General features: G+C 48.3%; 9 protein-coding genes, 1 pseudogene and 1 CRISPR repeat array. All 10 genes and pseudogenes read left to right on the plus strand.

Translation table 11 applies throughout. From position 1 onward, the window contains the following. The first annotated feature begins 29 nt into the window (after window positions 1-29). The 10 genes and pseudogenes from clpA (at window position 30) to A1SC_RS20025 (ending at window position 16,066) form a co-directional block, all read left to right on the plus strand. Entirely contained in the window at window positions 30-2,306 is a 2,277-nt protein-coding gene (gene clpA / locus A1SC_RS20065; protein WP_000934071.1) for an ATP-dependent Clp protease ATP-binding subunit ClpA, read from the plus strand. A gap of 224 nt (window positions 2,307-2,530) precedes the next feature. Continuing rightward, window positions 2,531-3,339: direct repeats of the CRISPR family, unit length 28 nt; unit sequence GTTCACTGCCGTACAGGCAGCTTAGAAA. A 171-nt stretch (window positions 3,340-3,510) separates the two neighbouring features. Beyond that, on the plus strand, window positions 3,511-4,494 hold the full coding sequence (gene cas1f, locus A1SC_RS20060; protein ID WP_016261855.1) for a type I-F CRISPR-associated endonuclease Cas1f: 984 nt from the start codon (window positions 3,511-3,513) through the stop codon (window positions 4,492-4,494). After that, a complete protein-coding gene (cas3f, locus tag A1SC_RS20055) occupies window positions 4,491-7,724 on the plus strand; it encodes a type I-F CRISPR-associated helicase Cas3f (protein ID WP_016261856.1) in 3,234 nt (1,077 codons plus the stop codon). The genes cas1f and cas3f overlap by 4 nt, the downstream gene beginning before the upstream one ends. Before the next feature lie 328 nt (window positions 7,725-8,052). Beyond that, on the plus strand, window positions 8,053-9,360 hold the full coding sequence (gene csy1, locus A1SC_RS20050; RefSeq protein WP_016261857.1) for a type I-F CRISPR-associated protein Csy1: 1,308 nt from the start codon (window positions 8,053-8,055) through the stop codon (window positions 9,358-9,360). After that, window positions 9,357-10,280, plus strand: coding sequence for a type I-F CRISPR-associated protein Csy2 (gene csy2, locus A1SC_RS20045; protein ID WP_016261858.1), 924 nt, complete (start codon window positions 9,357-9,359; stop codon window positions 10,278-10,280). Before csy1 ends, csy2 begins: the two co-directional genes overlap by 4 nt. Window positions 10,281-10,290: 10 nt before the next feature. Beyond that, window positions 10,291-11,292 carry a type I-F CRISPR-associated protein Csy3 gene (gene csy3 / locus A1SC_RS20040; protein ID WP_016248536.1) on the plus strand — a complete coding sequence of 334 codons (1,002 nt, stop codon included), beginning with the start codon at window positions 10,291-10,293 and terminating at the stop codon, window positions 11,290-11,292. Between the two features lie 10 nt (window positions 11,293-11,302). Next, window positions 11,303-11,857 (plus strand): type I-F CRISPR-associated endoribonuclease Cas6/Csy4, encoded by a 555-nt coding sequence (cas6f, locus tag A1SC_RS20035; RefSeq protein WP_016261859.1) that lies wholly within the window; start codon window positions 11,303-11,305, stop codon window positions 11,855-11,857. Window positions 11,858-12,273: 416 nt separating this feature from the next. Beyond that, window positions 12,274-12,816: a fimbrial protein YehD gene (gene yehD, locus A1SC_RS20030; RefSeq protein ID WP_016261860.1), complete on the plus strand. Its 543-nt coding sequence runs from the start codon at window positions 12,274-12,276 to the stop codon at window positions 12,814-12,816. 55 nt (window positions 12,817-12,871) lie between these two features. Continuing rightward, window positions 12,872-13,565 (plus strand): annotated as a pseudogene (locus tag A1SC_RS0121060) (fimbrial assembly chaperone). 14 nt (window positions 13,566-13,579) lie between these two features. After that, window positions 13,580-16,066 (plus strand): fimbrial biogenesis outer membrane usher protein, encoded by a 2,487-nt coding sequence (locus A1SC_RS20025; protein WP_016261863.1) that lies wholly within the window; start codon window positions 13,580-13,582, stop codon window positions 16,064-16,066. Window positions 16,067-16,072 lie beyond the last annotated feature (6 nt).

Raw genomic sequence — 16,072 nt, forward strand, 5'->3', positions numbered from 1 at the left:
TGCAGGCATAAAAATTGGGGGAGGTGCCTATGCTCAATCAAGAACTGGAACTCAGTTTAAACATGGCTTTCGCCAGAGCGCGCGAGCACCGTCATGAGTTTATGACCGTCGAGCACTTGTTACTGGCATTGCTCAGTAACCCGTCGGCTCGGGAGGCGCTGGAAGCATGTTCCGTGGATCTGGTGGCGCTCCGTCAGGAACTGGAAGCCTTTATTGAACAAACCACACCCGTTCTGCCTGCCAGTGAAGAGGAGCGTGACACGCAGCCGACGCTGAGTTTTCAGCGTGTACTGCAACGTGCGGTCTTCCATGTTCAGTCCTCCGGTCGCAGTGAGGTTACCGGTGCGAATGTTCTGGTTGCTATCTTTAGCGAACAGGAGTCACAGGCTGCCTATCTGTTGCGCAAACATGAAGTCAGCCGTCTTGATGTGGTGAACTTTATTTCTCATGGCACGCGTAAAGACGAGCCATCTCAGTCTTCTGAACCAGGAAACCAGCCCGGCAGTGAAGAACAAGCTGGTGGGGAGGACCGTATGGAGAATTTCACGACGAACCTGAACCAGCTTGCGCGCGTGGGAGGAATCGACCCGCTGATTGGTCGTGAGAAGGAGCTGGAGCGCGCCATTCAGGTTCTCTGTCGCCGCCGTAAAAACAACCCACTGCTGGTTGGCGAGTCTGGCGTTGGTAAAACTGCGATTGCGGAAGGTCTCGCCTGGCGTATTGTCCAGGGCGATGTACCGGAAGTGATGGCTGACTGTACGATTTACTCTCTGGATATCGGTTCCCTGTTAGCGGGAACTAAATATCGCGGCGACTTTGAAAAACGTTTCAAAGCGTTGCTCAAACAGTTGGAGCAGGATACCAACAGCATCCTGTTTATCGATGAGATCCACACCATCATCGGCGCAGGCGCAGCTTCTGGCGGTCAGGTGGATGCGGCTAACCTGATTAAACCACTGCTCTCCAGCGGTAAAATTCGCGTTATAGGTTCGACGACGTATCAGGAGTTCAGCAACATTTTCGAGAAAGATCGTGCTCTGGCGCGTCGCTTCCAGAAAATCGATATTACTGAACCGTCGATCGAAGAAACCGTTCAAATCATCAACGGTCTGAAACCGAAGTATGAAGCGCACCACGACGTGCGTTATACCGCGAAAGCGGTGCGTGCGGCGGTAGAACTGGCGGTGAAATACATTAACGATCGTCATCTGCCGGACAAAGCGATTGACGTTATCGACGAAGCGGGCGCTCGCGCACGTCTGATGCCGGTAAGCAAGCGCAAGAAAACGGTCAATGTGGCGGATATTGAGTCCGTGGTGGCGCGTATCGCACGTATCCCAGAGAAGAGTGTTTCTCAGAGTGACCGCGATACTCTGAAAAACCTCAGTGATCGCCTGAAAATGCTGGTCTTCGGTCAGGATAAAGCCATTGAGGCGCTTACCGAAGCCATCAAGATGGCGCGTGCGGGTTTAGGCCACGAACATAAACCGGTCGGTTCGTTCCTGTTTGCTGGTCCAACCGGGGTCGGTAAAACTGAGGTCACGGTGCAGCTTTCCAAAGCCCTCGGCATTGAGCTTCTGCGCTTTGATATGTCCGAGTATATGGAACGTCACACTGTCAGCCGCCTGATTGGTGCGCCTCCGGGATACGTCGGTTTTGATCAGGGTGGTCTGCTGACCGATGCGGTCATCAAGCATCCGCACTCGGTGCTGCTGCTGGACGAAATCGAGAAAGCGCATCCGGACGTGTTCAATATCCTGTTGCAGGTGATGGACAACGGCACGCTGACCGATAACAACGGACGCAAGGCCGATTTCCGTAACGTGGTGCTGGTGATGACTACCAACGCCGGGGTACGTGAAACCGAGCGCAAATCGATTGGGCTTATCCACCAGGATAACAGCACCGATGCGATGGAAGAGATCAAAAAGATCTTTACGCCAGAGTTTCGTAACCGTCTCGACAATATTATCTGGTTCGATCATCTCTCAACCGACGTGATCCATCAGGTGGTTGATAAATTCATTGTCGAGTTGCAGGTTCAACTGGATCAGAAAGGTGTTTCTCTGGAAGTGAGCCAGGAAGCACGTAACTGGCTGGCTGAGAAAGGTTACGACCGGGCAATGGGTGCACGTCCGATGGCTCGCGTCATCCAGGACAACCTGAAGAAACCGCTCGCTAACGAACTGCTGTTTGGCTCGCTGGTGGATGGCGGTCAGGTCACTGTTGCGCTGGATAAAGAGAAAAATGAGCTGACCTACGGGTTCCAGAGTGCACAAAAGCACAAAGCGGAAGCAGCGCATTAATCTGGGGTCGTGAAGCCTTTTAAGTAGGTTGATAAAGTCCGTAATCTCGTAAGAGGTTACGGATTTTTTTGTTTGTGAGGTGGGGCGGTAAAAACCCTATTTTTGAGGGCGAAGGTAAGTTATTGATAATTAATGCTGCTGGAAGGCAAGGATAAAAAAGGGGCTGGACAAGGAATTTTGCTGGTTTCGCTTTATTAACAATGGGCTAAGCGTGTAGTATTTGAGTTCACTGCCGTACAGGCAGCTTAGAAAAACATCTGCCGATTGCAATTGACAGATAACCAGTTCACTGCCGTACAGGCAGCTTAGAAATAAATTCAGTAAATTAAATGACGTCGCCTCAGGTTCACTGCCGTACAGGCAGCTTAGAAATATAACTCCTTTATCAATGAAATGGCAATGGATGTTCACTGCCGTACAGGCAGCTTAGAAACCCATCATTATGAAATCATGGATTGATGAAGAGTTCACTGCCGTACAGGCAGCTTAGAAATCGATATATGCGTTTAATCCGCTGAACTGCGTGTTCACTGCCGTACAGGCAGCTTAGAAAAATGAGGGAAATAGAGGCCGCTCTCGCTGGTGGTTCACTGCCGTACAGGCAGCTTAGAAAGTCCTTTTCTTGTGTTTACTTTGCCACTTTGCGTTCACTGCCGTACAGGCAGCTTAGAAACGGAGAGTCAATATCCAGCAGGACCCCTCTTAGTTCACTGCCGTACAGGCAGCTTAGAAAAGAAAAATTACCTTGCAGGGTATCACTGGAACGTTCACTGCCGTACAGGCAGCTTAGAAATTGTAGACAAACAGCGCCGTGTCGCCGTAATAGTTCACTGCCGTACAGGCAGCTTAGAAATTTTTGTGATTGCCCGGTTTTCGCTTTGAGCGGTTCACTGCCGTACAGGCAGCTTAGAAAGTTGAAACGGGATGGCAACGAAAACCAAACTAGTTCACTGCCGTACAGGCAGCTTAGAAAAGCATCTGCATGGTGCCCGTGGTCTTAACAAGGTCCACTGCCGTACAGGCAGTTTCACAAATACGATGATGGCAGAAATTTAGCTGCGTTATGGCGCTCTCAACTCCGAACCATTAGCTGTGACACACAATAACAATTGTGATAATTGCGACGAGAATCAATTTCTCACACAGAAATCAATGCTGTACTAATCCTAACTCCTTCAAATAAAAATAATCACAGGATGTGTTTATGTCTTCAAATTACCTTACTCCTTCTGATCTCAAAACCATTCTCCACTCCAGGCGTGCCAATATTTATTATCTGGAAAAATGCCGGGTGCAGGTGAATGGTGGGCGAGTGGAGTATGTCACCAGTGAAGGTAAGGAGTCGTATTACTGGAATATCCCCATTGCGAATACCACGGCGTTGATGTTGGGGATGGGAACGTCCGTTACCCAGGCGGCGATGCGTGAATTTGCCCATGCTGGAGTGATGGTTGGTTTTTGTGGTACGGATGGCACGCCGCTGTATTCGGCAAATGAAGTTGATGTTGATGTCTCCTGGCTCAGTCCGCAAAGCGAATATCGTCCTACTGAATATCTTCAGCAGTGGGTTTCTTTTTGGTTTGCTGAAGACAAACGCCTTGCCGCCGCGAAACGTTTTCAGTTAATCCGCCTGACACATATCGATAAGCACTGGACCAGCGCGAAAATGCAGCGTGAACACGCCTTTCAGCCTGATGCTAATGCACTGCAGACTCTGCTAAATCGCACTCGTGAAGAAATAGACATGGCAGAAAGCCATACGCAGCTTATGCTCGTAGAGGCGAAATTGACCAAAGCACTCTACAAAATGGTGAGTCAATCCGTGGGCTACGGCGACTTTACTCGTGCAAAACGGGGTGGCGGAGTTGATATGGCCAACCGCTTCCTCGATCAGGGTAATTATCTGGCGTATGGCCTGGCGGCAGTGGCGGCGTGGGTAACCGGGATCCCACACGGTTTAGCAGTAATGCACGGTAAAACCCGTCGCGGCGGCCTCGTTTTTGACCTTGCCGATCTGATTAAAGATGCCCTTGTTATGCCACAAGCATTTATCGCTGCAATGGCGGGAGAAGATGCTCAGGAGTTTCGTCAACGCTGCATCAATATCTTTCAACAAGCGGATGCGCTGGATGTCATGATCACCTCTCTGCAGGAAACGGCTCAGGCCCTGGCTAAGGCTGACCAATGAACGTCCTGATTATCTCGCGCTGCACAAAAAATGCTCGAGTGGAGAGCTGCCGTATTATTGATCAGTTTGCCGAACGCACTGGTGACGCCGCATGGCAAACGGTGATTACTCTGGAAGGGGTTAATACACTTCGCCGTTTACTGCGCAAAACTGCCCGGCGAAATACCTCAGTGGCTTGTCACTGGCTGAAGAAGAATGGGCAAACGGAGTTGATGTGGATTGTCGGCAATATTCGTCGTTTTAATGCTCAGGGTCGCGTTCCCACAAATCGAACAACGCAAACCAGCCTGGTGAAAAAAGAAGAAAATCGCTGGCAGTGCGCGGAAAGTATTGCGCTGCTGGCGGCTATCGCTGGGTTATTTCATGATTTTGGTAAAGCAGGACGCAGCTTTCAGCAAAGCCTGACCCAAAAGAATGCCCGCAGTTATCAGCCTTATCGGCATGAGTGGATTTCGCTGCGGCTTTTTCAGGCTTTTGTCGGTGAACAGCCAGACGAAGTGTGGCTGGAAAAACTTGGGAAATTAACGGCAGATGATGAAACCGCGATCCTTGAGTGCCTGCAAAAAGACACGCCTCATTTTTCAAATAGTCCATTCAGTTCGCTGCAACCACTCGCCAAAACGGTAGGCTGGTTGATCCTTTCCCATCATCGAATGCCGGAGAATCTTTCGCCACAACCAGAACAATCATGCAAAGGTTGTGATAGTTGGCTGGAGAAACAACTCAATGCTGACTGGAATGCCGTTAACCACCGTAAGAATGACTGGTCACAACAGGATTTCGAGCAAGTTTGGCAATTTCCGTCAGGAACGCCGCTTCAAAGCGCGAGCTGGCGAGAAAAAGCGCGTCAGATTGCCCGTAGGGCGTGTAACGCGATCGGCTTAAAGGAATGGGGGCAGATGGAGCAACTGTTTCCGTTACATATGGCGCGTTTTTGCCTGATGCTTGCCGATCACTACTATTCATCTAACGACGCGCAGCAAAAATGGCAAGACCCGAATTATATTGTCTGGGCAAATAGCGATCGGCAGAGCGGCACGCTCAAACAACGGGTAGATGAGCATCTGGTCGGCGTCGCGCATCATGCGTATCTACTTGGGCGGCAACTGATGCACACACGTGCATCGCTTCCGGCAATTGCCCGACATAAAGGCTTTAGCCAACGGGCCACAGACGCGAAATATCGTTGGCAGGATAAAGCCTGGGATGTGGCACGTGCGTTACGTGAGCGAAGCCGGGAAGACGGTTTTTTCGGTGTCAATATGGCCTCGACGGGGTGCGGTAAAACCTTTGCTAACGCCCGCATTATGTATGCGCTTACCGATGAGCGGGAAGGGTGCCGTTTTACCGTCGCGCTGGGATTGCGCACGCTGACTTTGCAAACCGGCGATGCTCTGCGCAGTCGGCTTGGACTGGGCGAGGATGAGCTGGCGGTACTGATTGGTTCGGCGGCAGTTAAGCAACTGTGGCTGCAGGAAAAAACAGACAATGATTGCGGAAGTGCTTCGCAAGAATCGCTGGCAGAGGAGCAACAGTTTGTTAAATATGAAGGTAGTCTGCATACCGGGGCGCTGGAAAAATGGTTGAAGGATGACAGCAAACTTAAGGCGTTAGTAAGCGCACCGATTCTGGTAGCAACCATTGATCATCTTATTTCTGCGACCGAAGGTGTGCGAGGCGGAAAACAGCTTCCTTCGATGTTGCGTTTGTTAACCAGCGATTTAGTGCTCGATGAACCTGACGACTTTGATATTGCCGATCTTCATGCAGTATGTCGTCTGATGAATTGGGCCGGAATGTTGGGAACGCGGGTATTACTTTCTTCCGCGACGTTGCCGCCAGGGCTGATTCAGGCGCTGTTCGCGGCTTATCTTGCCGGGCGTAAAATGTGGCAGTCGTCTTGTGGTACCCACGGCAGGCCCGTCAATATCTGCTGTGCCTGGTTTGATGAAAAAGATGCTGATGCAACGCAAATTTGCGACGGGCCTGGGTTTCGTGATGCACATGCAAAATTTGTTGCACGGCGAGCGGTGATGCTGGCTGAAAAAGAGCGACTGCATTTCGGGCGTGTTGCTTCAATTTCATCTGCATCAAGCGCGATACAAGACGTTACCGAAAGTGTGGCCCAGACGGTGCATACGCAAATGCTGAAGTTGCATCAGGCGCATCGCCAGCTACACGAAAGCGGTAAAACCGTTTCGCTGGGCCTTGTGCGCTTCGCGAATATCAATCCACTGGTTGCGGTGACCAAAGCCCTGATTGCCATTCCTTCACCAGAAGATGTCTGCATTCATTACTGTGTTTACCACTCCCGACATCCGCTGGCGGTGCGTTCAGATATTGAGAAGCGACTGGATCGCGCTTTTACTCATCATAACGAACTCGATTTCTGGAACAACGAAGATATCGCAGATGCCTTACATAAAAGTCCGGAATCGAACCATCTGTTTGTGGTGTTGGGGACATCGGTTATAGAAGTGGGGCGTGACTGGGATGCGGACTGGGGAATTATCGAACCAAGCTCCATGCGTTCGATAATTCAATTTGCCGGACGTATTCAGCGCCACCGTAGAAATGTGCCGACTAGTGAGAATCTGGTTATTTTGCGTAGTAATATCAAATCATTGCAGAAAAAAGCCCCCGCATTTTGTAAGCCTGGTTTCGAAACAAAAGAACACTTGCTGGATAGCCATGATATTTGCGAACTGATTCCGATCGCGGACTACCGGACGATTAACGCCTTGCCGCGGATTCTGTCTGCCAATAATGACAACAAACTGGCGGAACTTGAGCATAGTCGTTTATCCACTGAATTGATGAGCAGTAAAAGCAAACATGTGGTGGCGGCACAATGGTGGCGCGCACCGCTAAGCTGGAACGGCTGGATGCAGCGCCAGACGCCATTTCGTTATTCGCCGTTGCCGGAGGCGGTATTTTTTCTACATATGGATGATGAAGAAAGCGAAGCGCGTTTCTATTCCCGCACCGGTGACAACGAGCGTAAAGCGCAGGGGAATTTCAGGCGAGAAGAGGTGAGATGCGCCAGCGGCGTCGCTTGCTGGGGCGTGATGGATTACCAACACGTTTTGTTGAATTTAGCTGATAAGCACGGTTGTGAAATACAGCGTGTTGGAGAAATGTTTGCTGAAGTGAGAGTACCGGCCAGTGAAGAAGATGCGGTCGATGACTGGCGTTATCACCCCTGGTTGGGAGTGTTCCGCAACCTGTGATAGGGGGCGCGCTGCCTGTGCGGCAGTTTACAAGTCCGTATCCGGAGATACCTCTATTTCTTAGCTGCCGATGGCAGTGCGTGAATGTTAGTTATCAAACCATTGCGTGGAAAATATTTTATGCATGGTAATATCACCGTTGGTTATTGCATGGATTTGGCTAGATTAAAGCGTAGATACCTCTAGGTGAACTATCCATGATTATCACCGCGGGTGTTGTCCCTTTTACTGTATGTGTCGTTGTACTGAAGCCTGGTTGGGCTACGGAGATTTTTCAGTGAAGTCAGGGAGCAACTTCAATTTGATGGATTAACGAAAAGGAGCCGAAATGGAAAAAACGGCGCTAATACAATTTATCACTGACTACATTGCTTCGCGAAGGCAACCCAAAATCGATGCCTTTGAAAAAGAAGCAGCAAAGCGACTGGAGCAGGGCGACGACGCCAGCGTTATCGCTCTGGAGCGACAGGAACTCGAAGCACGCTACCTGCCACGTAACTGGTTAACGGATGCGGCAAAGCGTGCCGGGCAAATCAAATTAGTCACTCATGGCGCTAAATTCAGTCATGGTGACTCTAAAGCCAGTAGCTTTTGTCTGGAAACCTCCGCTAACGAAAGCTATTTAAACACGGCATCGTTGGCGAATGTCGCTACTGACGCGATTGGTAACGCCGCCGCACTTGACGTCGCAAAGTTGCTACAAACCGATGTGAACGGAGATTCACTGCTTGCCAGCCTGAAGCGTGGTGATTATCAGGCATTAAGTACGTTTGCAGAGGATAAAGCGCAACTGGAGCAGTGGGTAGCTGGGTTTAGCCAGGCATGGACAACTGGACAGCCTGCCAGCCATAAACTGGCAAAACAAATCTATTTCCCTGTCGATGATGGCTATCACCTGTTATGCCCGCTGTTTTCCAGTTCGCTGGCACAGGCGATGTATGAAAAGCTAACTGCCGTGCGCTTTAGTGAGGAATCGAAAGCCATTCGCGATGCGCACAAAGCAGGTAAATGGCACTCACAGCCAGATATTCGTTTTCCTAATCTTGCCGAAATGCATTTTGGCGGCACAAAACCGCAGAATATTTCTTTGCTCAACAGTGTTCGTGGTGGCCGTGTCTGGCTGTTGCCGTCAATGCCGCCCACCTGGGCGGCGCTGGATCGCGCACCACAAAACATGCGCAGTATTTTTGCCTTACGTGGCGATTTCAATCGGGCGGCCTCGGGCATTATCGCCCGCATGACCTATCTTCTGAAAGTTGACAAAAATAATGTTCATATCCGTACCACACGGGCGAAATATATTGATGAGTTGATAGATTTGCTGTTTATGCAGGCATCCTCTTTTCAACAAGAAAAATGGCAGGGATGGTCCGCGCAATCACCAGATTTACCTCGCCACCAGCAACTGTGGCTGGATCCGTGGCGGAGCCTGTCAGATGAGGCTTTCAAACTGGAGCGTGAAAAAAACGACTGGCAGGGTATGGTGGCCGAGGATTTCGCGCGCTGGCTGAACTATCGCCTGAAAAAAGCCAGTTTCGATGTAGGTGCTATCGAGCAAAAAGAGTGGCGCAGTCAGTCCCTGTTCGCTCAACGGATGCGTGAAATGGAAGCCGTTTTGCAGGAGGCGCTGAAATGAGTTATCTGCTCTTGTTACCCCATGTACGCATCGAAAACGCCAACGCTGTTTCCGGGTTGACCTGGGGATTCCCGTCGATGACCCATTTTCTCGGCTATGTTCATGCGCTTTCTCGCAAAGTGGTGGATGAATTTGGCGTAAGTTTTGACGGTTGCGCGGTCGTTAGCCATGAACAACATATTCAGGCGTACAGCTCCGGGCGCGATTTTCAGTTCGCTCTCACCCGTAATCCACTAACCAGAGAAGGTAAAACCGCCTCATTTAATGAAGAGGGGCGTATGCACCTGACGGTCTCTCTGCTGATTGAATGTAATGGCGAAATTACCAATGGTGAATACGGTAGAAAAGCCCTTTGTGACCATCTGAAAATGCTCTGCCAGAGCCACAAACTGGCGGGCGGAAGCATTGTTGACATGCGCGAACCGCAGCTTTTTCATGCCCCTGAAGATGAAAAGCAACTGCGTAAAATCATCTGGCGTTTAATGCCTGGCTATGCACTTTACGATCGCAGTGAATGGCTGGCTGAACATCACCAACAACATCCCGATATATCGTTGCTTGATGCCTGGCTTGATTTTGCTGCCGTTAAATATCAGGCCGAATCTCCGGCAGAAGACAACAGCGCACAATGGGTATACCAGCCGAAGCCAATGCCTGGTTTCCTGGTACCGTTAATGTGCGGTTACCAACGCATATCTCCTGTTTACGCTCCCGGTGAAGTTGAAAATGCGCGCGATACCGTGATGCCATTTGCCTTTGCCGAAGCGGTTTATGGCATTGGCGAATGGCGCGGATTACATCGTATTACTGGCTTGCAACCACTGATGTGGCGTTACCGTGCAACGGACACTGGCTACTATTGCTCGGCAATACCAGTCGTTGACGACCCTACTACTAATGAAGATGACGATACAGAATAAGGACATAATTATGGCAAAGGCCCCTGTAGCAGTAAAAACGGCGTCAGTACTGGCATTTGAGCGCAAACTGGCAACCTCTGACGCGGTGATGTACGCAGGTAACTGGCAAGGAAATGAATGGCAACCTATTGAGATTCAGGAGAAAGCCGTTCGCGGAACCATCTCCAATCGCCTGAAAGATGCAATTTCCAGTAATGAGTTAAAGTTGAATGCAGAAATCCAAAAAGCCAACTTGCAGCGGGTAGATGTGGCAGCGCTTCCGGTTGATGCGGATACGCTAAAAGTGATGTTTACGCTGCGCGTGCTGGGTAATTTATCCTCACCTTCAGTATGTAATGATATGGCCTATCAGGAGGCGCTTTCCGACGTTATTGAAGGTTATATCAGCGAACATGGCTTTAAAGAGCTGGCGCTTCGCTATGCCCTGAATCTGGCAAATGGTCGTTTTCTGTGGCGTAACCGTATCGGTGCCGAGCAAATTCAGGTGAAAGTCACCGCTAACGACAAATCATGGACTTTTAACAGCCATGACTTCTCTTTACGTCAATTTGATCAGGGCCAGAGTAGCGTCACAAAACTGGCGTCAACGATTGAACAAGGATTGAGCGGAAAAGAGTGGGTAATGCTTACCGTTGAAGCGCAGGTTCGCCTCGGTGCTGGGCAAGAAGTTTTCCCGTCGCAGGAGCTGGTACTCGACAGCAACAGTAGCAAAAGTCGCGTGTTATACCAGGTGGCTGGTATTGCCGGTATTCACTCTCAGAAGATTGGCAATGCTTTACGTACCATCGATACCTGGCATCCAAAAGTTGATGAATTGGGGGCTATCGCCGTGGAACCTTATGGTTCTGTAACCAGTCGCGGTGTGGCCTGCCGTCAACCGAAAGAAAAACTCGACTTTTATACCTTGCTGGACAATTGGGTGACCAAAGGGATGAAACCAGACGTTGAGCAGCAGCATTACGTGATGGCTGTGCTGATCCGCGGCGGTGTCTTTGGTGAGAAAGCGGAATAAGGAGCTGCCAATGGATCACTACCTTGAGATCCGCGTTCTGCCAGATCCTGAATTTTCGAGCGAAATGTTGATGGCGGCGTTAATTGCCAAACTGCATCGGGCATTAGGTGCAAGAGGGCAAGGCGATATCGGCGTGAGCTTCCCGGACGTAAATGTTATGCCTGGAGCGCGTTTACGCTTGCATGGTAGCGCCCAGGCATTGCAGGCGCTTGAAGCCTCATCGTGGCGTAAAGGACTTACGGACTATTGCCAATGTTCACCTGTCACTCCCGTTCCAGAAATAAAGGGCTGGCGAGTAGTAAGCCGTGTGCAGGTTAAAAGTAACCCGCAGCGTCTGTTAAGGCGTTCAGTGAAAAAAGGCTGGCTTACTGAAGAACAGGCCATTGAGCGACTGGCGACGCAAGCTGAACAGCGGACCGACTTACCTTTTCTTAATATGAAGAGTTTGTCGAGTCAGCAACAGTTCAAGTTGTTTATCCGTCATGGTGATTTGCTCACTGAACCGGTGAAAGGGGAATTCAGTAGTTATGGATTAAGCGCAACAGCAACTATTCCCTGGTTTTGATAGTTTGCAATTTCGGACAGGCCTGACCGTGTGGTTGGGCTTTTTTTTGCCGTGTGATCAGGCCGTTGAGAAGCGGAACTTGAGTGCGTTCGATAGTTGTTGTTCATATCAGGGAGGTTGTCTTCTTCGCTAAAAATAATTTTTATTATCTATCTCGAATCATAAAAATATGAATTTGGGTGACTAATAATAACCAGCATTATTATTGTTCTGATTAGAAATGCGATTATTAAATAAAATAAACTTAGGAAATATTTGTAGTGTAATATTTCTCTCCGGTGTTAAATTAAAATAATTTGATGTAAGTCACGAAAACAAATAATTTACATTGCTACAACATCTTCGTTTTGAGAAGTTTCTTGTCAGGAGATTGATATCTCTTATTAAGGTAAAGCAAATTAGTTAAGGAATAGACTATGAAACATTCAATTATTGCAGTTGCGGTATTATCATCTCTTTTTATGAGTGCAGGAGCATTTGCTGAAGGGAATCAACAGGGGGAGTTAATTATTACCGGTAAAGTCGTGGGGACTACATGTCAATTTATTGACGGTACTACTGCAACAATTGCGATGAACGAAATTGGTGCTGATCAATTCGAAAATGTAACTGTTGGCAGTACCGTTGATACTTATTCAAATAAAACTACCGTGCCTCTGAAAGTTCAATGTACCGGAGATAAAACGCCAAGAATTACGTTTTCTAGTTCGCAATTTGTTGACTCTTATGACAATATTACGGTTAATACTGCTTCGAATAATGGCGCTGGGTTTGCTGTCTATTATGTTAATAATGGTAACGAAAATAAAATCACAAAGGATGGTGTTATTGAATTAAATGGGCAAGGTGTGGATGGTTTGTATACGCTTAACTTTAGTGCAAAATATGCAAAGTCTGATGAAACAGTGACCCCGGGTGATGTTAAATCTGCTCTGACAATGACTGTCGTAACAGATTAATACTTTGCTTATCGGCGGCTGCGGCCGCCGATATTTTACAACAAGGAGTGTTGCCATGAAAAAGTTAATAGCCTTTTTGCTGGCCGGCATGGTCATGCCTGCGTGGGGCGGAGTCTATATCTACGGCACTCGCGTTATTTATCCAGAACAGAAAAAAGAGATTACCGTTCAGTTAATGAATGAAGGTAATCGTAGCGCCCTGGTTCAGTCATGGATTGATAATGGCGATACCAGCCAGCCCCCAGAAAAAATTCATGTTCCGTTCGTGTTGACGCCACCGGTCGCTCATGTAAAAGGGGGGGAAGGGCAACAACTCAAAATCAAAAAATTGGCGAATACACTACCTAAAGATCGCGAAAGCCTGTTCTTCCTTAATGTGCTCGACATCCCACCTAATCGCCCCGAATTAGAAGGTAAAAATGGCATCAAATTCGCCATGCAAAACCGCCATGCAAAACCGCATTAAATTTATCTACCGCCCAGAGGGACTTACAGGCGTGGATAAAGACAGTTTTCGTCGCCTTAGCATTAAACATGCCAATGGCGGTATTAATATCAAAAACAACTCCGCAAACTGGATAACTATTCCTGAGTTGACCGGGAATGCAAAGATAAATAAGGAAACGTTGTTATTAGCCCCCTGGTCAGATAAGACTATCACTACAGCCTCAGCCATCCATCAATATACAATTACCCTTATTGATGATAATGGAAACTATTTGAGTGAAAAAGTAAAAACCGTCAAATAGATCAGGGATTGATTATGTCTAAACTTAATTCTATTACGCTGGCGATCCTGTCGGTGTTGGCTACTTCGCCTGCATGGGCGGAAGATGAAACATTTGACACCCATTTTATGATTGGCGGATTAAATGGGGAAAAAATTTCTGACTATCATATTGATAGTGATAAGCCGATGCCAGGTATCTATGATATGGATGTTTACCTGAATAATCAGTGGCGCGGACATTATAATGTCGATATTAAAGACGATCCGGATGCAACATGTTTATCCTGGGAGCAGTTAAAGCAAATAGGTATCCTCACTGAAGGCATTAATATCGATAAAAGCGTAGAATGCGTACCACTTCGGGATGCAGTACAGGGCGGCAGCGTTGACTATGATATTGGGCACTTTAACCTGAAGTTAAGTGTACCCCAGGCCTATGTCGTTGAGTATGAACGCGGATATGTCCCGCCTGAGGCATGGGATTGCGGGATTAACGCATTATATACGTCTTATTATGCCAGTCAGTATTACAGTAATTATAAGCACGGAGGAGATAATAAAAGTAGCTATTTAAATCTGAATAGTGGTTTGAATCTTCTTGGCTGGCAGTTGCATTCAAATGCCAATTATACGAAAAGTGACGAGAGCAGCGGTAAATGGAAGAGTAACACGTTATATCTGGAGCGCGGAATTCCACAAATTCTTGGCACATTGCGTGCTGGTGAAATGTATACCGGCTCTGATGTTTTTGACTCCGTGCGTTTTCGCGGGGTACGCCTCTGGCGCGATATGCAGATGTTGCCGAACTCTAAACAGAATTTTACTCCTATAGTGCGAGGAATTGCCCAGAGCAACGCACTCGTCACTATAGAACAAAATGGTTTTGTTATTTACCAGAAGGAGGTTCCACCAGGTCCATTCGCCATTGATGATTTGCAACTTGCTGGTGGTGGTGCCGATCTGGAAGTTACTGTTAAAGAAGCTGACGGTTCGGTATCGCGTTATCGTGTACCTTATTCATCTGTACCAAATATGTTGCAACCGGGCGTTTCGAAATATGAATTTGCTGCCGGACGTAGTCGTATTGAGGGAGCCAGCAATCAGTCGGATTTTATTCAGGGAAGCTATCAGTATGGCCTTAATAATTTGCTGACTCTCTATGCTGGCACGCAGTTGTCTGATAATTACTCATCGTTTGTTCTCGGCACGGGATGGAATACACCGATTGGTGCTGTATCGGTTGATTTTACCCATTCCCACAGTGAACAAGATAACGGTGATGTGTTTAATGGTCAAAGTTATCAGATTGCCTGGAACAAATATCTCTCACAGAGTGGGACGCAATTTTCTCTGGCGGCCTGGCGTTACTCCTCTCGGGATTATCGTACTTTTAACGATCACGTATGGGCAAATAACAGGAATAGATATAATCGAGAAGATGACTCTGTTTATGACATTGCCGACTATTATCAGTACGATTTTGGTCGCAAGAACAGCTTTTCTGTAAATATAAACCAGTCATTACCAGATGATTGGGGATATCTGTCGGTCAGCGGTCAATGGCGGGATTATTGGGAACGCAGCGGGACAGGGAAAGATTATCAACTCAGCTATTCGAACTCCTGGGAACGCCTTAGTTATACCTTGTCTGTAAGCCAGACCTACGATGAAGATAACCGCGAAGATAGACGCATTAACTTATATTTCTCAATTCCCTTCTCGTGGGGTGATGGAATCACTGAAAAACGACGAGATTTATTTGTTTCTAACTCGACCACTTTTGATAAAGACGGCTATCGGTCGAATAATACCAGCCTCAGCGGTGTAGCGGGGAGTCGCGATCAGTTCAGCTACGGGGCTAACTTAAGCCAGCAGCAACAGGGTAGCGAAACAACCGCAGGTGGAAACCTGACCTGGCGTGCGCCATTGGCGACCATTGGTGGCAGCTATAGCCAGTCGAAAAGATATCAACAAGTTAGCGGTAATATTCAAGGCGGTTTAGTCGCGTGGTCGGACGGGGTGGCACAGGCTCCCAGACTTTCCGATACGTTCGCCATCGTCAAAGCGCCGGGACTGGAGGGAGCGGCGGTGCAGGGATATCGTTACCTGACCACGGATAGCAGAGGCTACGCTATTTATGACAACCTGACGCCGTATCGTGAAAATACGTTGATGTTGGATATTGCCGACAGTAAAAGCGACGTGACGCTACTGGGTAACCGTAAAAACACCGTTCCTTATCGTGGTGCGGTAGTGATGACGCAGTTTGAGACTGATAAACGCAAGCCCTGGTATTTCATCTCCCAACGCCCTGATGGCTCTCCGTTGCCGTTTGGTTATGAGGTTGAAGATGAAAGCGGCAACAATGTGGGCTTGGTAGGACAGGGAAGTCGGATATTTATTCGCACCAATGATGTTCCCGCGGCGATTCGCGTCTCGGTTAATAAACAGCAGGAACAATTCTGCACTATTACCTTTGATAACGTTATTGATGAGAATAAAGTTTATATTTGTCGCTAAAGGATT

The sequence above is a fragment of the Escherichia sp. KTE52 genome, assembly GCF_000408325.1.
GTDB lineage: Bacteria > Pseudomonadota > Gammaproteobacteria > Enterobacterales > Enterobacteriaceae > Escherichia > Escherichia marmotae.